Genomic DNA, 22522 nt, shown 5'->3' with positions numbered 1-22522 from the left:
CATCGTCCCCTTCCCCGCGGGCCCCGCGGGGAAGGGGACGATGTCCCATTCGAAGGGCGCCTTGCGGACGTTGAGCACCTGCCATGGCCCGTTCTGCATAAAGGCGACATTGCCCTGGAGGAAGTTGGACAGGGCGGCGCCGCTGGCCTTCGCGCTGACCAGGTTGGTGATCGGCGGGGTCGCGCGGTCCTTGACGAACAGATCGATGACGAATTCGATGGCGTGCCGGGCCTCGGGGGCGTCCAGGGCGCTGGCGTCGCCCTTGTCGTTGATGACGTTGCCGCCGGCCGAGTAGATCCACGACACCAGGTCGTCGATGGCCGGACCGCAGGTGAATCCGTAACTGTCCTTGGGCCCGCTCAGCTCGATCGCCAGGTCTCGCAGGGTCTCCCAGGTCATGGGCTCGGTGGGGGACGGCGGGTCGATGCCGTGCTTGTCCAGCAGCGTCTTGTTGTAGTAGAGCACGGTGGGCGCCACATCGAAGCCGATGCCGTACGTCTTACCGGCGAAGGATGAGATCGACCGGATCGCGGGGTAGAAGTCGTCGAGGTCGAAGTCCGGGTCGTCGGCGATCAGATCGTCCAGCGGCCGGTGCGCGCCGCGCGCCGCGTAGGTCGGCACCATCCAGCCGTTGATACCGGTGACCAGACTGGCCGTTCCGCTGACCAGTTGGAGGTCGAGTTTGGTGGCGTAGCTGTCCGACGGGGTGAGCGTCGAGACCGACTTCACGTGCATCCGCTTCTCGACGTATTCGCCGAACGCGGCCCAGACCTTGCCCTCCTCCGGGCCGTTGGACCACATGGACCAGGTGGCGGTGCCCGGTGGCGGGCCGGTCGAGCAGCCGCTCAGGCCCGCGACGGCGAGCCCTCCGGCGGCGGTTCTTCTGAGCAGGGTGCGGCGGGACAGGCTGGAAGACATCGTCGTCTCCTCGCTGTTCAAGGACGTGCTGTGGTGGGGACGTGCTGGGGGGCTCCGGTGAGGACGTGCGGTGTCAGGCGAACGCCAGGTCCGTCGACTCGGCGCGGATGCGCTCCTCGTCGACCTCGACACCGAGGCCGGGAGCGGTGGGGACGGTCGCGACGGCCGAGACGATGTCCAGATTGTCGACGTATAGATCGGACAGCAGCTCGGGGCCGTTCAGCTCGGCCGGAAGGGCCAGTTCCAGCTGGCTGAACAGATGCAGCGCCGCCGCGAAGCCGATGCCGCAGTCGGTCAGCCCGCTGGCCAGCACCTCCAGACCGCCGGCCAGGGCGACTTGGGCGGTCTTCAGCGCGCTGCGGATGCCACCGGACTTGCAGAGCTTGACGACCACCAGGTCGGCGGCGTCGAGGCGGAGGGTACGGGCCAGGTCCTGGGCGGTGAAGCTGCCCTCGTCGATGGCGACCGGGAGATCGATCATGCTGCGCAGCCGCTGCAGACCGAGGGTGTCGGTGCTCGGCACGGGCTGCTCCACGCAGTGGATCCCCGGCACGTCGTGCAGCGCGTGCAGCAGTCGCTTGAGCCCGCTCGGCCGATAGGACTGGTTGGCGTCCAGCCAGATGGGCTTGTCCGCCGCGACCTCGGCGACCGCCGTGACGGCCGCGGCGTCGGCGTCGATGTCGCCGCCGATCTTCACCTTGTACGCCAGGTAGTCGGCGGACGCTCGCGCATGCTCGCGGACCGCCGACGGCTCCCCCACACCAATGGCCGAGCAGAGCGGAATGGTGTCCCGTACCTTGCCGCCCAGCAGGGCGTGGACCGGCAGCCCGGCCAGTTTGCCCGCCGCATCGTGCATGGCGATGTCGACCGCGGCCCGGGCGAACGGAAAGCCGTTGGACACCGCGGGACTCAGTCGACGGTTCGCTCGCGCGTGAAACAACTCCACGTCGAAGGGGGTGAGTTCGAGCAGCAGGGGCGCGAGGTGCCGCTTGATGACCACGGCGATCGTCTCGGCGGTCTCATAGCTCCAGCTCGGCAGGGCCCGCTGTTCGCCCCAGCCGACGACCCCGTCCTCCGTGGCCAGCCTGACGAAGATCACCAACCCCGCCTGGTCCGGGGTGCCGACAGTGCCGCTGCCGAGTACGAACCGCCGGGCGAACGGCACGGCCACGGGGAAGACGTCGACCGCCGTGATACGCGACATGGGAGCGTGGGTCCTTTCGCGGGAGACCTGAGGGGGGTGGGCCGGCAGGTGGTCATGCGGCGGTCGGCCAGGCGGCGGGATCGACGAAGCTCGGGCCGCGGACGCCCTTGTCGAGCCAGTCCACGACATCGGCCAGCACATATCCGGCCAGCGCGAGATGCCCTTCCGTGGTGTCCCCGGCGATATGCGGGGTGAGCAGCAGATTCGGGCAGCTCAGCACGGATTCGCCGAAGCTCGGGGGCTCGGGGTCGTACACATCCAGCGCGGCGAGCAGCCGCCCGGACAGGACGTGGTCGAGGAGCGCCGGCTGGTCGACGGCGGGGCCGCGCGAGGAGTTGACCAGGATCGTGCCGTCGGGCATCGCCTCGATGAGCTGCCTGGTCACCATTCCCCGGGTCGCCGGCAGATCGGGTACGTGCAGGGAGACGAACGCGCAGCGAAGCGTCTCCGCCAGTGTGGCGGTGCGGACGCCGAGCGCGGCGGCCCGCGCCTCGTCCAGATACGGGTCGTACACCACCACATCGCAGCCGAACGGCTTCAGCAGGGTGATCAGGGCGCGTGCGGTGGAACTGGCTCCGACGATGCCCACGGAGCGGCCGGCGAGCTCGCCGCCCCTGAAGTCCTTCTGTTTCCAGCCGCCGCCGCGCAGCGCGGCGTCGAACCGCGGCAGGCGGCGGGCGAGGGTGAGCATCGCGGCCAGGCAGTACTCCCCCACCGACCAGGCGATCCGGCCCGCGGCGGAGAAGACGGTGACGCCCTGGTCGAGCACCTGGCGATCGATGAGCTTCTTCACCGTACCGGCCGCGTGGGCGACCACCTTGGGGCCGCCGCCGTCGGCCCAGATCGACGCGTCCAGATGCGGGGTGCCCCAACTGGTCAGCAGTACGTCGCAGCCGGCGGCCAACCGGGCCACTTCCCGGTCGTCCAGCCCGCCTTCGGCCCAGGTCGCCTCGAAGTGTTCCTCGATCAGACGCCGGGCATCGGGGCCGCATACGTCGGCGGCGCGCTCGGGGGTCATGACGACGGCGAGTTTGGACACCATTGCTCCTCGGACCGGGGCTTCCTGCACTGCTGTCACGACCGTAGGGACCCGCGGTTATGCCCGTCCAAGCCCCATTTCGCATTGCGCGATACCTTGACGGCATGGGCGTTTCTCTGCCATAGCCCCGCGCCCGGCGTCCTCGGCTCGCACAGCGCTCCTAGGCGCTGACGGCCGCCCGCTCACGGGCCGCGCGCACCGCCGCGGACAGTCCGGTGATGTCGTACGCCCCTTGGTGTCTGCGCCCATTGACGAAGAACGTGGGGGTACCCGCCACCCCGCCGACATCCGCCGACTCCACGTCCTCCGCGACGCGGGCCGAACCGGCCCGGGAGCGCATGTCCCGCTCGAAGCGCGCCACGTCCAGACCGATGTCCGCGGCGTATCCGCGCAGGTCGTCGAAGCGCAGGGCGCCCTGGTGGCTGAGCAGCAGATCGTGCATGTCCCAGTAGCCGCCCTGGAGGGCCGCCGCCTCGGCGGCCTCGGCGGCCAGCTGGGCGTGGACATGCACATCCGTCAGGGGGAGGTGGCGCCATACGTAGCGCACATCCCCGAAGTCCCCCAGCAGCTCGCGGATGACCGGCTCGGCCTGGCCGCAGAAGGGGCATTCGTAGTCGCCGTACTCGACGACGGTCACCGGGGCGTCGCGGGGCCCGCGCACATGGTCGCGGTGGGGGTCCACGGGTACGGGGAGGTCGATGATCGTTTCGGCCTTGCCCAGCAGCGCTCGCAGCTGTGCTTCTCGCGGAAGCCCCCCGATGGCGCGGGTGATCAGCCAGCTGATGACGAAGGAGCAGAGGACGGCGCTCAGGATGCCGATCTTGGCGTCCTGGAGGCCGGTGCCGTGGAAGGCGAGGGTGGCGATCAGCAGGGAGACCGTGAAGCCCACTCCGGACAGCGAGCCCCCGACGGCCACGGCCCCCCACCCGACCGGCAGCCGGATACGGCCGCGGCTGAGCCAGGTGGTCAGTGCCGACGCGCCGATGACGCCGATCGGCTTGCCGAGGGTGTATCCGAGCAGGATGCCGAGGGTGACCGGTGAGGAGAACGCGCGTGACAGCTGCTCGCCGCTGATCGGGATGCCGGCGTTGGCCAGGGCGAAGAGGGGCACGATGACATAGCCGGCCCACGGGTGGAAGATCTGCTGCAGGCGGTCGTTGGGCGAGATCGCGGAGGCCAGTCCGGCGCGGACCGAGCGCTCGAGCTCGGGTGTGGGCTGTTCCCGGAACAGCCGGAACAGCCCGGTGGCGCGCTCCAGGTCGCTGCGCGCCGCGGGGTAGGCGTAGGTCAGCAGCCCCATGGCCAGCCCGATGACCACGGGATCCACACCCGATTCGAGCATGGCGACCCACGCCACCACCGCGAGCACCGCGTAGACGGCGCCACGGAGCACTCCCAGCCGCCGCACCAGCAGGACGACGGCGAAGGTGCCCATGGCCACCAGCAGCGCCGGGACGGAAAGGTCGCTGCTGTAGGCGATGGCGATGACGGCCAGCGCCAGGAAGTCGTCGACCACGGTGATGGTGAGGATGAAAACCCGCAGACTGGAGGGCATGTGCCGGCCGACCACGGCGAGGATCCCCAGGGCGAAGGCGGTGTCGGTGGACATGGCCGCACCCCAGCCCTGCGCGGATGCGTGGCCGGCGTTGATCGTGAGGTAGACGGCGACCGGTACGAGCATGCCGCACAGGCCCGCCGCGACCGGCAGGGCCAGTCGGCTGCGTTCGCGCAGTTCCCCCATGTCGAACTCGCGCCGTGCCTCCAGGCCGACGACGAAGAAGAACACCGTCATCAACCCGCTGTTGACCCATTCACGCAGGTTGAGCGCGATGCCATGGGAGCCGAGCCGCAGGGACAGATGGGTATGCCAGAACGCCTCATAGGCCGAGGGCGTCAGATTGGCCCAGATGAGCGCGGCGAACGCCGCCGTCACCAGGACGGCGGCGCTGCCGGTTTCGGTCCGCAGGAAGTCACGGAGCGGGGAGTGCGAGTCGGCTGCGCAGGCGGTCTGCTCCGTGTAGTCGTTGGCCTCGGAGGACATGATCAGCCGCGCACCGCGCCCTGCCCGGACGGCATGGCCATATCGTCGGCGCGGTGGCCGTCGAGGGCCTTCTTCCGGTTGTTCGGCAGCTCTGTCAGGACGGTGCTCACTTCTACCTCGCGTCGTAATCCAAGTGTCCGGCATGTCCGGCGACCGTGCCCGCCGGGCTTCGCCGACACCTCGCGGGGCGGCGGCTCTCGCCGCAACAGAGACCACCAGCTGTTTCATTCCTCGGCAGCTGAACTGGACAACAAGGCCGGATCCGTCAGATGAGGACCTTGACGAGGGCTTCCCCGAGTGCGGTGGCCGAGGCCGGGTTCTGCCCGGTGACCAGGCGGCCGTCGACGACCACATGCGGTTCGAAGTCGGGGGCGCCGGTGTGCTTGGCGCCGCGCTCCTCGAGCTTGCTCTGCAGCAGGAACGGCACCACGTCGGTGAGCCCCACCGCGGCCTCCTCGCTGTTGGTGAACGCCGCGACGTTCTTGCCGTCGACCAGATACGCCCCGTTGGACAGCTTGAGGTTGACCAGGCCCGCCGGGCCGTGGCACACCGCGGCGACCGCCCCTCCGGCCTCGTAGATGTCGCGCGCGATTCCGGCGAGGCCGGCGCTGTCGGGGAAGTCCCATACGGTGCCGTGACCGCCCACGTACACGATGGCGTCGTAGTCGCCGGGGGTGATGTCCTCCGGCCGGGCCGTCGCCGCCAGCTGCTCCGCGATACGCCGATCCTCCAGGAATGCCTGCTGGATCGGATCGGACAGGTCGCGGCCGTCCATCGGCGGACGGCCCCCGGAGACCGAGACCAGGTCGACCTCGTAACCGGCGTCGGACAGGACCTTCCAGGGGTGCGCGGCCTCGCCTACATAGAAGCCTGTGGTCCGGCCGGTTTCGCCGAGTTCCTGGTGGCTGGTCAGGGCGAGCAGGATCTTTCGGGTGCCGGGCATGGCGGTCTCCTCTGTGCTTGCGATCGGGGGGCCGTACCCCGGCCCCTCGGCGTCTGGGCAGCGTAGAGCGGCGCACCCATGGGCGACCAATGGAAAGATCGTCCCACACCCATCGGAAAACCGATGGGTGTGCCGGACCTGAGGAGCCCTGGTGGATCTGTCCCTGCTGAAGACCTTCCTGGCCGTCCACCGGTCCGGTTCGCTCACGGCGGCGGCGCGCCAGGTCGGCCGGTCCCAGTCCACCGTCACCGCGCAGATCCGCACGCTGGAGGAGCAGATGGGGCAGCAGCTGTTTCTGCGTATGCCGCGGGGGGTCGTGCCGACGTCCGTGGCCGATGAACTCGCCGCCGAGGCCGGTCCGCATGTGGACGCCCTCGCCACCATCGCCGAGCGCGGCGTCGCCGGCCGGACCACCCCGTTCACCAAGCCCATGCATCTGGCCGGCCCCGCCGAACTCATGAGCACACGGGTGCTGGCCGCGCTGGCGCCGCTGATCCATGACGGACTGCGGCTGAGGGTGACCCTGGGGCTGACCGACGAGCTGCTGGCCGGCCTGCCCGACGGCCGGTTCGACCTGGTCATCTCGACCCACCGCCCGCGCGGCAAGGCGATCGCTTCGGTGCCGCTCACGGATGAGGAGTTCGTCCTGGTCGCCGCCCCGCGCCTGGCCGCGCTCGTCGACGGTGGGCAGCTCAGGCGCGAAGGGCCGGTGGCCCTGCGTGAGCTGCCTCTGATCAGCTATGCGGAGGACCGCCCCATCATCCGCCGCTACTGGCGCACCGTGTTCGGCACCCGCCCCACGAGCAGCCCCGCTGTCGTCGTCCCCGATCTGCGGGGTGTGCTGACCGCGACCGTCGCCGGTGCGGGGATCACGGTGCTGCCGCGCTATCTGTGCGCGAAGGAACTCGCTTCGGGTGCCCTGGTGCCGCTCCTGGAACCCGAGATCCCGCCCATCAACACGCTCCACCTCGCCTATCGCGTCGGCACCGAGAACGCGCCGTCGATCGCCGCCATTCGCACACGGCTGCTCATGCAGGCGCCCTCGTGGTGACGTCGCGAGCCGTTCGCTTCACATGTCGGCGGCGTGTTTCTCGCACAGGTCCCGGATGGCAGTGACGTTCGGGTGCCAGGGGCGGGCGGTGGGGCCGGTGAGGACGAGTCGGCGCTCCAGGCGGGGCAGCAGGGGGACCAGGGTGAGGGTGTCGGGCATCATGCTCGCGGCCAGGGACGGGATGATCGCGACGCCGAGCCCGGCCTCCACCATGGACAGCAGGGTGGTGAGTTCGCGGATGCGCTGGGTGGGCCGGTACGGATGGCCGGTCAGCGAGTGCAGGTGTTTGACCTGGGTCTCGCAGCCGGAGGTGGTGGCCAGCAGCGGGTCGTCCAGGAGGTCGGCCAATGCGATGGACTCCTCGCCCGCCAGCGGGTGGTCGCTGCGCAGTACGGCCTCGTAGGCGTCGGTCGCGAGGTGGAGGGCGCCACGGGGAAGCGGATCCGGGTCGATGAGCACGGCCGCGTCGACCGTACCGCTCTCCAGCCACTCCTCGATCTCCTCGTCGAGGCCCTCGAAGATCCGGATCTCGATGTGGGGAAGCTGCTCGCGCCACAGCCGCAGCAGACCGGGCAGCAGCCCGCGCGCGGCTGTCGGAGGGACGGCCAGCCGGATCGATCCGGCAGCGCCCGCGCTCCGGTGGGCGGACGCCGCTGCGTGGAAGGCGCGGGCGGCGGCGAGTGTGGCGCGGGCGTGTGGCAGGAGCACATCGCCCAGAGGCGACGGCCGGACGGGGGTGGCGCGCTGTACGAGCTCGCCCTGCACCGCGCGCTCCAGCGAGGCGAGCGAATGCGATACCGAGGACTGGCTCATACCGAGCGCGGCGGCGGCCGCGCCGAACCCCTCGTGGTCCACGATCGCCACGAACACATCGAGTTGCCGCAGTGTCACATCCATCGATTCCTCGAATCGCAAAGCGCATCTCATCGATCCGCTTCATCTTAGCGCCGGAATAGCACTTCCCCTAGTCCAGGCTCCGTATCCTGGCTGTGCGTCTCTGGAAAGTGTTATGTCTCAGGGGGTAAATCAAGCGACATACAGAGGCGGCATGGAAATGAGCATAATTTTCGATCCGCGAGATCCGTCGGTCCGCACCGACCCCTATCCCATCTATCGGCGCCTGCGCGAGACAGACCCCATCCATCAATCACACTTCGGCTATTGGATTCTTTCGCGCTATGCCGATGTGGATGCCGTGCTGCGCGCGCCGGGAGCGTCGAGCGAGTTCTATCGGGACCGGACGTGGGCCAACCGCCGCGGTGGTCCGGACAGTCCTCTCGTGCAGAGCGTACGAAAATGGATGCTCATGCTCGACGGCCCGGCTCATCGACGGATCCGCGGCGCGATCAGCAAGGTTTTCACCCGGGCCTCCGTGGAACGGCTGAGGCCACGCATAGCCGCCGAGACCGCCCGGCTGCTCGACGCCGCGGGCGAAGGCAAGACGGACCTCATCCACAGCCTCGCCCTGCCCCTTCCGGTGACTGTGACCTGCGAACTTCTCGGTTTACCCGGGAGCGATCGAGACCAGTGCCGCCGTTGGACGGAACAAATCAGCCGGGTGATCGACCCCTCGATAACCGCCGAGGACGCGGTCGAGATGAACGCGGCGGAGGTGGAATTTCGGGAGTACGTCGCCGACCATCTCAAAGAGCGCAGGTCGGCGCCGCGAGACGATATTCTCTCCCTCCTTCTGCACGCCGAGGTCGATGGCGGGCAGCTGACCGAGGAGGAGATCATCGCCAATGTTCAGTTCTTGTTCGTCGCAGGCCACGAGACCACCGTCAATCTGATCGGAAACGGCCTCCTGGCGCTGCTCCGCCATCCCGACCAGTTGCGGATGCTGCGCGACAACCCGGAAATCATCACCGACTCCATCGATGAGATCACTCGATACGACCCTCCCGTGCAGATCGTCTCCAGGCTCCTGACCGAAGACGTCCCCTTGACGGACGTCACCCTCCCCGCGGGCGCCAAGGTGATGCTGCTTTTCGGGGCGGCCGGTCGCGACCCGGAGCGCTATCCCGATCCCGACCGCCTCGACCTGACCCGCACCGGGGTGAAAACGCTGGCCTTCAGCGGTGGGCCCCACTACTGCATCGGTGCCGCGCTGGGGAAGCTGGAGACCTCGATGATGCTGACGGAGTTGCTGCGGCGGTATTCCACGATCGAGCTCACCGGCGACGACCTGGTCTGGCGACCGAACGTCAGCTTCCGCGGTCTGCAGGAGCTGCCGCTCCAACTGGTGCGCTGACCCGGCTCCTCGGGCTCAGTCGAAGGTGGCCCGCATCCAGTCGCGCATCAGGGCGGCCGTATGCGGGGCGTGTTCCTCCAGCATGGTGAAGTGGTTGCCGCGGGTGATGACGGCGGTGTGGTCGTACGGCCAGACGGGTTGCCAGTCCCAGTCCGCCGGCCAGCTCTCCAGGGGTTCCCCCGCGCGTACGAACAGCACCGGGGCCGGCAGCTCGGTGAACGGCCAGTCGAATGTCTCGTAGTGCAGCATGGCGGTGACCCAGCTGTCGTCGCTGGGCACCGCGGAGTCCGGGTCGTCGGCCCGGTGCTGGAGTTCCCCCCGCAGACCGGGGGCCAGCAGGGCGAGCCGTTCGTCCTCGCCGGGGGCGTAGCTGTCCAGCAGGATGACACCGGCGGGCGGGGCGCCCTGGTCGTAGAGGTACCGGGCGAGCATATGGGCGATCAGGCCGCCGGAGGACAGGCCGGCGAGTACGAAGGGCCGCTCCCCCAGCTCCGCGCGCAGACTGGCGGCGTGCGTCTCGAGCAGCAGTTCCGGGGTCTTGGGGAGCTGGTCGCCGCGGTGGAATCCCGGTTGCCGCAGTGCCCAGACGTCCCGCTCGCCCTGGAACGGCTTCGCCAGGCGCGCGTACTGCACCGGGTCCGAGGTGCCGACGGCCGAGGTGACACACACCAGCGCCGGACCTTCCGGGCCGCCGGCCAGCCGGGTCGGCCGCGGGATCCGCGGCAGCTCGGCCGGCGAGGTGAAGTAGGTGCGCGTCTGCGCCCAGGCGGTGGCCCTGGTCCGGGCGATCAGCTCGTCGACGGTCTCGCCGTGCTCCTCGGGGGCCGGTTCGCCCTCCGGCCGGGCCAGCGCCTCCGTCAGATGCCGGACCAGCGCCGGCGGGGTCGGATGGTCGAAGGTGACGGTCGCCCGCAGCCGTACGTCCAGGGCCTGGCTGAGGTGGTTGCGGATGTGGACCGCGGCCAGTGAGTCCACGCCCATCTCCAGAAATCCGGCGTGCGGTCTGAGCTCGTCCGTGCCGTCGTGTCCGAGGACGAGCGCGACCTTGTCCAGCACCAGGGCGAGCAGCGCCCGTTCGCGCTCCGGTTCGTCCAGGAGGTCGAGCAGCTGACGCGGATTGTCCTCCGGGATCTCCGGCCGGTTCACCAGCTCCCGCAGCAGGGGCCTGACCTGACGGCCGCGCAGATCGAGCCGGGCGGGCACGAGCACCGGGTCGGGGAGCGCGGCCGCGGCGTCGAAGAGCGCCAGCGCCTCGTTGGTGGACAGCGAGTCGGCGGTGGACGGTGGGGTGGCGGTCGAGTCGAGATGGCGGGTCATATCGCTGCGTTCCCGCCACAGGCCCCAGGCGAGCGAGACCGCGGGCAGCCCTCGCGCGCGCCGGTGGTGGGCCAGCGCGTCGAGTACGGCGTTGGCGGCGGCGTAGTTGGACTGGCCCGCGCTGCCCGCGGTGGCGGCGGCCGACGAGAACAGCACGAACGACGTCAGTGGCAGGTCCTGGGTCAGCTCGTGCAGGGCGAGCGCGGCCTCGGCCTTCGGCCGCAGGACGGCGTCCACGCGGTCCTCGTTCATGGCCGTCACCACGCCGTCGTCGAGCACCCCGGCCGCGTGGACGACGACCGTCGGCCGGTGTGCGCCGAGCAATTGGGCCAGTTGTGTCCGGTCCGCTACGTCGCAGGCGGCCACGGTGACGGTGGCGCCCAGCGCGCCGAGTTCGTCCCGCAGCCCGGGGGCCTGGCCCCGGCGGCCGACCAGGACCAGCCGCCGCACCCCGTGCGCGGTGACCAGGTGGCGGGCCAGCAGCCGGCCGAGGGTGCCGGTGCCGCCGGTGATCAGGACGGTGTCCTCGGGCCCGGCGAACGTTCCGGGGGCCCGGGGGACGACCCGCACCAGGCGGCGCGCCAGCACCTGTCCGCCCCGCAGCGCGACCTCCGGTTCATCGGCGGCCAGGGCGGCGGTGATCGTCTGCGGGGTGATCTCGTCGGCGTCCAGCAGGACGAAACGGCCGGGTTCCTCGGTCTGCGCCGACCGCACCAGCCCGATGACGGCCGCGCCCGCCAGGTCGGGAACGTCGTCGCCGGTCCTGGCCGCCACCGCGCCCGAGGTGAGGAACACCAGCCGGGACGCGGCGAACTCCGTGCGCGCACACCACCATTGGACCAGGCTCAGTGCGCGGTGTGCGGATGCGCGGACCGAGCCGTGGGAGCCGTCGACGAGCACCGCGCCCGGCACCGGCAGACCCGCGCGGACCGCCTCCTCCAGCGCCGCGAGATCGGGGAAAACCGGGAAGTGGCCGGTCTCGAAGCCCACGGCCACCATGGTTTCCGCCGCGAGCCCGCCCGAAGGGCGCACCTCGACCCATCTGTTCCGGAACAGCGCGTCCCGCGGAGCGCCGCTGCGTACGGCCGCCGGGCGCAACACCAGCGAGTCCACCGACAGCACCGGCGCGCCCTCGCTGTCGGTCACGGTCAGCCGCACTCCGTCGTCAACGGATCCGCGCAGCCGCACCCGTAGCGCCGAGGGCCCAGCCGTATGCGCGGTGACACCGGTCCAGGTGAACGGCAGCACCGGTCCGTTGCTCTCCCCGGCCTCGCCACCCGCCGGGGTGCTGAAGCCGAGGGCGTGCAGGGCGGAGTCGAGCAGTGCCGGATGGACCACGAAGCCGTGGGTGTCCACCGGGCAGGCCACCTCGCAGAAGACCTCGTCGCCGCGGAGCCATACGGTGCGCAGCCCCTGGAACGTGGGGCCGTAGCCCAGCCCGTGGCCGATCAGCGCGGGGTAGAGCCCGGTGTGCGGGACCACTTCCGCACCGGCGGGCGGCCACTTCTCCAGCGTCTCGGGCTCGGTGGGTGCCGGGTTCAGCACGCCTTCGCCGTGCCGCACCCAGCCCGCGCCGTCCACTTTCGCATGGAGGTCCAGTCGGCGGCGCCCGGTGTCATCCGGTGCGCCGACTCGCAGCTGCACCGTGGCGGCCCCCTCGTCCGGCAGGACCAGCGGCACCGCCAGGGTCAGTTCCTCGACCGTGGCGCAGTTCGCCGCGGCGCCCGCGTGCAGCGCGAATTCGAGCCAGGCGGTGCCGGGCAGGATCACCTCGTCCAGTACGCGGTGGTCGGCCAGCCACGGGGTCGACTCCGTCGACAGACGTCCGGTCAGCACCAGTTCGTCGCTCTGTGCCAGCTCGATCGCCGGATCCAGCACTGGATGGTCAGCGCTTCTGGACTCACCCGGCGTCAGCCAGAACCGCTTGCGTTCGAACGGATAGGTGGGCAGTTCGGTGAATCCGGGTGTGTCGGGCCCCGCCCAAGCCGTCCAATCAGGGCACAGACCGCGGACGTACAGTTCGGCGAGGGAGGAGAGCAGCGCCCTGCGGCCGTCTTCCCCGCGGCGCAGCGATCCGACAACCACGGCCTTGTCGCCGACGGCCTCCAGGACCGCCGGGCCCAGCACGGGGTGCGGGCCGATCTCCACGAAGAACGAGTGTTCCGGCGCCGCGAGCCCGGCGATGGCCTGGTCGAACCGCACCGGAAGGCGCAGGTTCCGGTACCAGTACCCGGCGTCGAGCTCCGTCCCGGCGAGTAGGGCACCGGTCACCGCCGAGTGGAAAGGGATGTCCGTGGCCTTCGGCGAGATCGGCGCCAGCTCGGTGAGGACGCGGTCGCGGACGAGTTCCATCTCGGGCGAATGGGATGCGTAGTCCACCGGCAGCTTCCGTACCCGTATGCCGGACTCGGCCAAGTCCGCCAGCAGTACGTCGAGCGCGTCGGTGTCTCCGGCGATCACCGTCGCCCTGGGCCCGTTGACCGTCGCGATGCACAGCCTCTCCTCCAGCCGGGGCCACAGTTCGTCCGCCGGCAGCTCCACCGAAGCCATGCCGCCGCTGCCGGAGAGTCTGGTCAGCGCCTTGGCGCGCCGGGCCACCACCAGCGCGGCGTCCTGGAGGGACAGTGCGCCGGCCACGTGGGCGGCGGCGATCTCCCCCTGGCTGTGCCCCACCACGGCATCCGGCTCGATACCGCAGGAGCGCCAGAGGGCGGCGAGCGCGACCATGACCGCGAACAGCGCCGGCTGCACCACGTCCACTCGCTCCAGCGAGGGCGCGTCCGGCCGCTGCCGCAGCACGGCCGGCAGGTCCCAGTCGACATGTGGCGCCAGCGCCTGGGCGCAAGCGTGGATGTGCTCCCGGAACACCGGCGATGTCTCCAGCAGGTCGCCGGCCATTCCCGCCCACTGACCGCCCTGGCCGGGGAAGACGAACACCACCTTGCCTGTCAGATCGGCGGTGCCGCTGATCAGGCCCGGTGCGGTGCCGCCGCGGCTCAACGCGGTCAGGCCGGTCCGGGGATCCGTATCGAGCACCACGGCACGGCGCTCGAATGTGCTGCGGGAGGTGACCAGCGCGTAGGCGACGCCTGCCGCGTCCCTGCCGTCGACATGCGAGAGCAGCTGTCCCGCCCTGGCACGGAGCGCGGAGTCGCTGCGTGCCGAGAGCACCCATGGCAGCGGCCGCGCTTCGGTGGCCGGTGGCGCTTCGGCGGGTGGCGCTTCTTCGAGGATCACATGGGCGTTGGTGCCGCTGATGCCGAACGCGGACACTCCCGCGCACCGGGGGCGGCCCGGGCCGGCCGGCCAGCGGCGGCTTTCGGTGAGCAGTTCCACCGCGCCGGGGTCCCAGTCCACCTGCGACGACGGGGTGTCCACATGCAGCGTCTGCGGCATGGTCCGGTTTCGCAGCGCCAGTACGGTCTTCAGCACCCCGGCGATACCGGCGGCGGCTTGGGTGTGCCCGATGTTCGACTTCACCGACCCGATCGCCAACGGGGTTTCGCGGCCGCCACCGTACGCCGCCTGCAACGCCGACGCCTCGATCGGATCGCCGAGCCGGGTCCCCGTGCCATGCGCCTCGACGGCGTCCACGTCCCGGCCTCGGAGCCCGGCGTCGGCCAGCGCGTCGCGGATGACCCGCTGCTGTGCGAGCCCGTTCGGCGCGGTCAGCCCGTTGGAGGCGCCGTCGGAGTTGATCGCGGTGCCCCGCACCACGGCCAGCACCGGGTGTCCGTGGGCGAGGGCGTCGGTCAGCCGCTCGACGAGCACGACCCCGGCGCCCTCGCCCCAGCCCACACCGTCCGCCGCCTCGGCGAACGCCTTGCAGCGGCCGTCCGCGGCGAGCGCGCCCTGGCGGCGGAAGGCGGTGAACAGTCCGGGCGTGGACAGCACGACGACACCGCCGGCCAGTGCGAGATCGCATTCCCCCGAGCGCAGCGACCGGACGGCCAGATGCAACGCCACCAGCGAGGACGAGCACGCGGTGTCGATCGTGGCCGACGGGCCCTCCAGCCCGAGGAAGTAGGCGACTCGCCCGGACAGCACGCTGGCCGCGGTGCCGGTGGCCAGGTGGTCGGCGTGTTCGTGGTGGTTGCTGACCTTGCCCAGCAGGCCGCGGTAGTCCTGGTCGTTGGTGCCGGTGAACACCCCGGTCCGGGAGCCGCGCAGGGACAGCGGGTCGATTCCGGCCCGTTCCACCGCTTCCCAGGAAATTTCCAGCATCAGCCGCTGTTGCGGGTCCATCGACAGGGCCTCGCGGGGGCCGATGCCGAAGAAGCCCGCGTCGAACCAGGCCGGGTCGGTCAGAAACGCCCCCGCGCCGGTGAACTCGTCCGGCCAGCCGCGGTCGGTGGGAAAAGGCGTGACGGCGTCCCGGCCCTCGCCGACCAGCCGCCACAGCCCTTCCGGGTCGCTCACTCCGCCGGGGAACCGGCAGCCCGCCCCCACGATGGCGATCGGCTCGCGCGCGCCGGCCTCGGCCACGCGCAGCCGTTCCCGGGTGTCCCGCAGCGCAATGGTCAGGCGCTGCACGGTGTCGAGGAGCCTGTCGTCAGCCATCGTGGCGGTCCTCCCCGGCCCGGGAGAGTTCCTGTTCGGCGAGGCTCAGGATGGCCTCGAGATCGGTCGTCCCGGGCTCCGCCTCCGGTGGTGTGCGGTCGGGTGGAGCGGTGTCCGGGGCGAGCTCCGTGGCGAGGTGGCCGGCCAGCGCGGAGGGGGTGGGATGGTCGAACAGCACACTGGCGGGCATCCGCAGCCCGGTCTGCGCGCTGAGCTGGTTGCGCAGTTCGACGATGCCCAGCGAGCTGAGCCCTTGCTCATGGAAGGGTTTCGCGGTCTGGATCTGCGTGGCCGAGTCGTGCCCGAGCAGCTGCGCGGTGTTCTCGCACACCAGATCGCGCAGCGTACGGACGCACTCGGCCCGCGACATCCCGGCGAGCCGCTGTACGAGCGCGGAGATCTCCGAGGGTGGCGCGGCTGCCTTGCTCTGCTGGGCCTCGGGCAGGTCCGTGAACAGCGGGCTGTTGCGGGTGGTGGCGAGCGCCGAGAGGAATCGCGTCCAGTCGATGTCCGCGATCACGAGCCCGGATTCGTCGTGTGCGTAGGCCCGGGCCAGTACGGCGATCGCCAGGTCCGGGTCGAGCACCGTCATGCCGTTACGGCGCAGCCGCGTGCCCACGATCTGTGCGTCCGTGCCGTCCACCGCCATGCCACCGGCCCCCCACGGCCCCCAGGCCATCGACGTGGCCGCGAGTCCGTCGGCGCGGCGCTGTTCGGCGAGCGCGTCGAGGTAGGTGTTGGCCGCCGCGTAGTTGGCCTGGCCGGCGTTGCCGACCGCGCCGGTGGCGGAGGAGAACAGCATGAACGCCCGTAGCTCCCCCGTGAGCTCGTGGAGGTTCTTGGCGCCGGTGGCCTTGGCGTGCAGGGCGCGTGCGAGCCGCTGGGGGTCCAGCGCTTCGATCACGCCGTCGTCGAGCACCCCGGCGGCGTGCGCCACCGCGGTCAGCGGGCGGTCCTCGGGGATGCGCGCGAGCAGGGCCGCCACCGCTTCCCGGTCGCCCACGTCGCAGGCGGCGGTGTCCACCTCGGCGCCGAGCGCGGTCAGCTCGGCGACCAGTTCGGGGTCGTCGGCGTGCCGGCCCGTCAGGAGCAGCCGTTCGGCGCCCTCGGCGGCCAGCCACTTCGCGACGCGTCTGCCCAGTGCGCCGAACGCTCCAGTGATGAGGGTGGTTCCGCGTACGGGCCACTCGCGCCGGGGATCGGTGGGCAGCGGTGCGCGCAGCAGACGCCGGACGAACACTCCTGTGGCGCGGATGGCGGCCTGGTCTTCGGCCGAGGAAAGTATCCCGGCCAGCCGTTCGGCCGCTGGTGCGTCGAGGGTGGCGGGGAGGTCGACCAGTCCGCCCCACCGTCCGGGGTGTTCGAGCGCCGCGACCCGGCCCAGTCCCCACACCATGGCCTGCGCCGGGCTGCCGAGCCGGTCGCCGTGGCCCGTGGACACCGCGCCCTGCGTCGCGCACCACAGGGGCGCTTCGAGGCCGGCGTCGCCCATGGCCTGGATGAGCGCCGTGGTCAGCACGAGCCCTCCGGGTACGCCGGGTGTGCCCGGATGTGTCCGCTCCTCCAGCGCCAGCAGGGACAGCACCCCGTCGATCGGTTCGCCGTTCGACGCGGTCACAAGGCGCTCGGCGATCTTCGTGCGGTCCGCGTCGATGGCGAGCGGCAGTGCCCGGGAGCCGAGCGTGGCGCCGAGGGGTTGCGGCACGGGGAGGGTGTCGGAGTGGACGATCAGCCAGTTGCGCGGGGAGGCGGTCCGGTCCGCCGTGGGCTGCCAGCCGATCCGGTACCGCAGCCGGTCCATCGCGGCTTCCCGGTCCGTCTGCTGGGGGCGGCCCGCGGCCGCGTCGGGCAGCAGCCAGAACCGCTTGCGCTGGAAGGCGTACGTGGGCAGGTCCACGCGCCGGGCCCCGCTTCCGGCGTACCACCGCGACCAGTCGGGCCCGTGGCCACGTACCTGCAACGCCGCGATCGCGCCGAGCACATCGTCCTGGCGCAGGGCGGGGACCACCGCCGCCTCGGCGGTTTCCGTGAGGCAGTCGGCGGCCATCTCGGTGAGCGTGGTGTCCGGTCCCAGCTCCAGAAAGGTGGTGACGCCCTCGTCGTGCAGGGTCCGCATCCCGTCGTGGAAGCGGACCGTGCCGCGCACATGGCGGACCCAGTACTCGGGGGAACACAGCTCGTCGGCCGTGGCGAGCCGCCCGGGCAGATCGGAGACGACGGGGATCTCCGGCGGATGGTACGTCAGGCTTCGGGCGACCGTGTGGAACGCGTCGAGCATGGGATCCATCAAGGCGGAGTGGAACGCGTGGCTGACCCGCAGGCGCGCGGTCCTGCGTCCCTGGGCGCGGAACCGCTCCGCGAGCGCGACGACCGCCTCCTCGACACCGGAGATCACCACCGACCCGTGGCCGTTCACCGCCGCCAACGACACGCCCGGCGGCAGTTCCTCGACCTCGTCCCGCCCGGCCGCCACCGCGTACATCGCCCCTTCTTCGGGCAGCGCCTGCATGAGCGAGCCACGCGCCGCGACAAGTGCGCATGCGTCCGGCAGGGACAGGACCCCGGCCAGATGGGCGGCGGTCAGCCCGCCGAGGGAGTGTCCCAGCAGCAGGTCAGGCCGGATGCCCCAGCTTTCGAGCAGCCGGAACAGCGCCACCTGGAAGGCGAACAGCCCGGTCTGCGCGTACTCGGTCCGGTCCAGTTGTTTCTGGTCCGTGCCGAACACCGTCTCCTTCACCGGCAGGCCCAGCCCGGTGCACACCTCGTCGAAGGCCTCGGCGAAGACCGGGTACGCCGTGTACAGCCCGTGTCCCATGCCCGCCCGCTGGCTGCCCTGACCGGTCAGCAGAAAGGCCAGGCCGCCTTCCGCCACCGCGCCGACCGTAAGGTCGGGGTCGGGCCGGTCCGCCGCCAGCGCGGTCAGCGAGCGCCGCAGCCCGGCGCGGTCGCCGCCGGTGAGGACGGCTCGGTGGGTCAGGGCCGAGCGCGTCGTGGCCAGCGAGAAGCCGATGTCGCGCGCGTCGAGATCGGGATGGGCGTCCCAGTGCGCGGCGAGTTGTCCGGCCTGGGCGCGCAGGGCGGCCTGTGAGCCGCCGGAGACGGTCCACAGGGGCGGGACGCTCCGTACGGGCTCCGCCGGAGCCGGTGGTTCGGCGGGCGGCTGCTGAAGGATGACGTGGGCGTTGGTCCCGCCGATCCCGAACGACGACACGCCCGCCCGCCGGAGCGGGCCCTGGTCGGGCCAGGGCGTGTCCTCGGTCACCAGCTGCAGCCCGGCGTCCCAGTCCACATGCGGGCTGGGCCGGTCGACGTTCAGGGTCGCCGGGACAAGCCCGTGCCGCATGGCGAGCACCATCTTCATCACCCCTGCCGCGCCGGCCGCGGCCTGGGTGTGGCCCAGGTTGGACTTGAGCGAGCCCACCAGCAGCGGGCGGTCCGGCGGCCGGTGCGCGCCGTAGGCCTCCAGGAGGGCACCGGCTTCGATCGGGTCGCCGAGCATCGTCCCGGTGCCGTGCGCCTCCACGACGTCCACGTCGGACGGTCGCAGCCGGGCGTCGGCGAGCGCGGAGAGCAGCAGCCGGTGCTGGGCGGCGCCGTTGGGCGCGGTGAACCCGTTGCTCGCGCCGTCGGAGTTGACCGCCGAGCCCGCGATCAGGGCGAGCACCGGATGGCCGTTGCGGCGTGCGTCGGAGTACCGCTCCAGGACGAACATGCCACCGCCCTCGGCCCAGGCAGTGCCGTCGGCGCCCTCGGCGAAGGGTTTCGCCCGCGCGTCGGGTGCGAGCCCGCCCTGGCGGCTGAACTCGACGAACACCATGGGCGACGACAGCACGGTCACCGCGCCCGCCAGCGCCAGCGAACACTCGCCACGGCGCAGCGCGGCGGCGGCGAGATGGAGCCCGACCAGCGATGACGAACACGCCGTGTCGATGGCGAGATTGGGCCCGTTCAGCCCGAAGGTGTACGAGATCCGGCCGGATGCCGTGCTGGCCCCGGTGCCGATCGCCAGATGCGGTCGCAGGCAGATGTCCGCGTACCCGGGGCCGGTGCCGTAGTGGCCGTGTGACAGCCCGGCGTAGACCCCGGTGTCGCTGCCGCGGAGGGTGGCCGGGTCGATACCGGCCCGTTCACACGCTTCCCAGGTCAGTTCGAGCAGCAGCCGCTGCTGCGGGTCCATCTCCAGTGCTTCGTGTCCGCCGATGCCGAAGAACGCGGGGTCGAACTCGGCGGCGTCGTGGAGAAATCCGCCGTGGCGCACATAGCTCGTACCCGGGCGTTCGCGCTCCGGGTCGTACAGCCCGGCCAGGTCCCAGCCGCGGTCCTCCGGCATCGGCGATATGACCTCACGGCCTTCGGCGAGCAACCGCCACAGGTCCTCCGGCGAGCGCACCCCTGCCGGGAACCGGCAGCTCATCGCGGTGATGGCGATCGGCTCGTCCGGGCCGGTCCGGCGGGGGCGGGCGGCCACCGGCCGGGGTGTGCGGTTCTCCAGATGTGCGGCCAGCTGGTTCGGGGTCGGGTGATCGAAGAGCGCGGCTGTGGCGATCTTGAGCCCGGTCCGCTTCCGCAGCCGGTTCACCAGCTGGACGGCGGCGAGGGAGTCGAGCCCGAGTTCGAGGAACGACCGGTCCGGCCCGTAACCGCCCTCGATCATCGCCTCGGTCTCGGTCCTGATCACCCGCCGCAGATCCGTCGACCGGGATACGGCGGATGCGGTACGGGAGGGCCGTGCCACGCCGGTCGGCAGATGGATACGCCGGCCACCCCAGCCGCGGAAGACGGCGGGCCAGTCCACCGGAACACCGTGGGTGTGCAGTCCGCCCAGTGTGCCGAGCACGGCGCGCAGATCGGACCCGCCGCCGTGCAGCGCGGCGGTGATATGCGCATTCGCGGCGGCGGGCTCGGGCAGGGTCTCCTCGACCAGCGCCGCCAGCACTCCGTTCGCGCTCATGTCCACATAGGTGTCCACGCCGGCCGCGTCGAGGCTGGTCACGCAGTGGAGAAAATGCCCGGTGCCGCGCACCTGCGCCCCCCAATATTCGGGCAGGTGGACGACACCGGGGTCTGATCCCAGCGCGTTGTGCACCGGAACAATCGGAATGCGCGGCGGTCGCGGGGCGAGGCCGCGGACGAATTGCTCGAAGCCGTCGGCCATCGCGGCCATATGCGGTGAGTGGAAAGCCCGGTCGACCGGCAGCTGTTTGACCTTGCGTCCCCGCTCGGACCACCGTCCGGCGATCCGCAGCACGGTTTCGCGGTCGCCGGAGACGACGACGGAGTTCGGGGCGTTCACAGCGGAGATGCCGGCCAGATGCTCCAGCCCGGCCAGCGAGTCCAGGGCCTCGGCCTCGGAGATCCGTATGGCGACCATCGCGCCGCCGACCGGTGTCCTCTCCCGGAACAGCCGGATCCGCTCGGCGAGCAGCGCGCATACGTCGGGCAGGGAGAACACCCCGGCCGCCGTCGCCGCGGCCAGTTCCCCGACCGAGTGCCCGGCCACGAAGTCCGGGCGTACGCCCCAGTCCTCGAACTGCCGGAACAGCGCGACCTGAAGGGCGAACAGCGCGTCCTGGGTGTACAGGGCCTCGTCGGCCGGGGCGACCTCGGTGGCGTTGCCCGTACCGAGCAGCAGATCACGCACCGACCAGGTGGCGACCGCGTCCATGTGGGCGCACACCTCGTCGAGCGCGTCGGCGAACACGTCGAACAGCGGATACAGCTCGCGCCCCATGCCCGGCCGCTGCCCGCCCTCGCCGGGAAAAAGGAAGGCCACCTTGCGCCCGCCGTCGGCCTTCCCCGCGCCGCCTCGCCCCAGGGCGAGTTCGCCGAGCCCGTCGGCGAGTTCGGCGCGGTCGGCGCCGAGGACCACCGCGCGATACGGCAGATGCGGCCTGGCGACCGCCAGGGTGTGCGCGGCATCGAGCAGATCCGGGCTCTCCGGTTCGGTCAGATGGGCGCGCAGGCTCTCCGCCTTGCCGCACAGCGTTTCTTCGCTGTCCGCCGACAGCAGCAACGGCAGCGCCGGGACCGCGGTCCGCGCCGACGGCGACGGCGACGGGCGCGCGGGCGGTTCCGACAGCACCAACGCGCAGGCCACTCCCGCGCCGTCGGAGGAACTGTGGACCGCGGTGAGACGGCCCTCGGGGTCGGGCCGGGCGTCTGGGACCGGAACCCGGCCGCGGCCCAGCAGCACAGGCATCTCCAGCAGCGCCGCCACCGCGTCCTCGCCCCGGCCGCCCGGCTCGCCGCCACCGCCGGACAGGCCGTCCGCCACGGCCTCGCCCGCGTGGTAGTCGCCCGTCCGGTAGTCGCCCCGCCACCAGAAGTGGATCCCGTCGCGCTCCACCTCGGCGCGCGCACAGGCCTGCCGTACGACGTCACCGCGGCCCAGCGCGCTGCCCTCGATCACACAGTGGATCGGGTCGTCTTCGGCCACCGCTGCCGGAACCGGCTTGAGTACGAGGAATCCGCTGCCGCCATCCGGTGAGGCGACCCCGGCGAGCGCGAGCGCGGACTCGCCCGTGTGGATGCTCTGGCAGGCCAGGTGGACCACACCGGCGGGGAGGGTGTCACACGTCAACGCGGGCCCGTTCACGCCCAGTTCGGCGGCGATCAGCTCGGTCTGCTCGGTGGCGAACACTCCGGCCACCGCCTCCCGGAGCCGTTCCGGGACGATGCCGGCGTTGTCCAGCGCCCGCAGCGCCGCCTCGGTCGGCGCGACCCCCGGGAAACAGGGGGACAGGCCGATGACCGCGACTGGCGTCAGGCGAGCGGTACTTCCGGGCTGCATGGAACCACCTGTCCTGTTCACCGTCTCACCGTCGGGTTCGCCGTCTCACGTCGGGCGGAATCGTGCCGAACACGGGCCGTACACGTATCGCCGGCGGGAATAGCGCCGAATACACAGGCATTCCCGGGAAGAGGCGATGAGATCGGCAGGCTAACCTTTCCGGTCAAGCGCTTCCAAGCCCAGCATCTCGGTGGAGCGGGTGTTTAGCAGATCTCCTAGTCATTCCCGTCGGCGGCGCTGCGCCTCGCGCGGCCATGCCATGATGAGATCTCCAGAACTGTCATTGCCCGACTCAAAAGCGCTTCGGATTGCCCGCTCAGAATTGATCGTTCGAGTTATCAATTAAGGGTCCGGAATGCATGAATCTGGTCTTCGACCCGCATGAGGGGAATCAGTGTGCAGCGATCC

General features: G+C 71.2%; 10 protein-coding genes. 2 read left to right on the top strand and 8 right to left on the bottom strand.

Going from position 1 to position 22522, the window contains the following annotated elements; translation table 11 throughout:
• From CCN51_RS06825 to CCN51_RS06805, 5 genes are all read right to left on the bottom strand, one after another.
• Positions 1–918: ABC transporter substrate-binding protein (locus CCN51_RS06825; RefSeq protein WP_086859362.1), on the bottom strand; the 918-nt coding region annotated here is incomplete at its 3' end.
• A gap of 73 nt (positions 919–991) precedes the next feature.
• Complete coding sequence (locus CCN51_RS06820; RefSeq protein ID WP_014173299.1) at positions 992–2122, bottom strand: mandelate racemase/muconate lactonizing enzyme family protein; 1131 nt, start codon at positions 2120–2122, stop codon at positions 992–994.
• 52 nt (positions 2123–2174) lie between these two features.
• The gene (locus CCN51_RS06815) at positions 2175–3164 is read right to left on the bottom strand and encodes a hydroxyacid dehydrogenase (RefSeq protein ID WP_014173300.1); all 990 of its coding nucleotides are present in this window, start codon (positions 3162–3164) and stop codon (positions 2175–2177) included.
• Positions 3165–3321: 157 nt separating this feature from the next.
• Complete coding sequence (nhaA, locus tag CCN51_RS06810) at positions 3322–5202, bottom strand: Na+/H+ antiporter NhaA (protein WP_014173301.1); 1881 nt, start codon at positions 5200–5202, stop codon at positions 3322–3324.
• A 265-nt stretch (positions 5203–5467) separates the two neighbouring features.
• Positions 5468–6145 carry a type 1 glutamine amidotransferase domain-containing protein gene (locus tag CCN51_RS06805; RefSeq protein WP_014173303.1) on the bottom strand — a complete coding sequence of 226 codons (678 nt, stop codon included), beginning with the start codon at positions 6143–6145 and terminating at the stop codon, positions 5468–5470.
• 151 nt (positions 6146–6296) lie between these two features.
• Here CCN51_RS06805 and CCN51_RS06800 point away from each other — a divergent pair, with 151 nt between their 5' ends.
• On the top strand, positions 6297–7196 hold the full coding sequence (locus tag CCN51_RS06800; RefSeq protein ID WP_014173304.1) for a LysR family transcriptional regulator: 900 nt from the start codon (positions 6297–6299) through the stop codon (positions 7194–7196).
• Positions 7197–7214: 18 nt separating this feature from the next.
• On the opposite strand, the gene CCN51_RS06795 is transcribed toward CCN51_RS06800, so the two are convergent.
• The gene (locus tag CCN51_RS06795; protein WP_043486060.1) at positions 7215–8093 is read right to left on the bottom strand and encodes a LysR family transcriptional regulator; all 879 of its coding nucleotides are present in this window, start codon (positions 8091–8093) and stop codon (positions 7215–7217) included.
• Positions 8094–8244: 151 nt separating this feature from the next.
• On the opposite strand from CCN51_RS06795, the gene CCN51_RS06790 reads away from it, so the two are divergent.
• Positions 8245–9447: a cytochrome P450 gene (locus CCN51_RS06790; RefSeq protein ID WP_043486062.1), complete on the top strand. Its 1203-nt coding sequence runs from the start codon at positions 8245–8247 to the stop codon at positions 9445–9447.
• A gap of 15 nt (positions 9448–9462) precedes the next feature.
• Here CCN51_RS06790 and CCN51_RS06785 read toward each other — a convergent pair whose 3' ends face one another.
• Positions 9463–15324 (bottom strand): type I polyketide synthase, encoded by a 5862-nt coding sequence (locus CCN51_RS06785; protein WP_014173307.1) that lies wholly within the window; start codon positions 15322–15324, stop codon positions 9463–9465.
• The gene (locus tag CCN51_RS06780) at positions 15317–22114 is read right to left on the bottom strand and encodes a type I polyketide synthase (protein WP_014173308.1); all 6798 of its coding nucleotides are present in this window, start codon (positions 22112–22114) and stop codon (positions 15317–15319) included. The genes CCN51_RS06785 and CCN51_RS06780 overlap by 8 nt, the downstream gene beginning before the upstream one ends.
• Positions 22115–22522 lie beyond the last annotated feature (408 nt).

The sequence above is a fragment of the Streptomyces milbemycinicus genome, from assembly GCF_002154605.1.
GTDB lineage: Bacteria > Actinomycetota > Actinomycetes > Streptomycetales > Streptomycetaceae > Streptomyces > Streptomyces milbemycinicus.
Note: the sequence above shows the minus strand (reverse complement) of the source record. Positions and strands in the feature narration are given on the sequence as shown.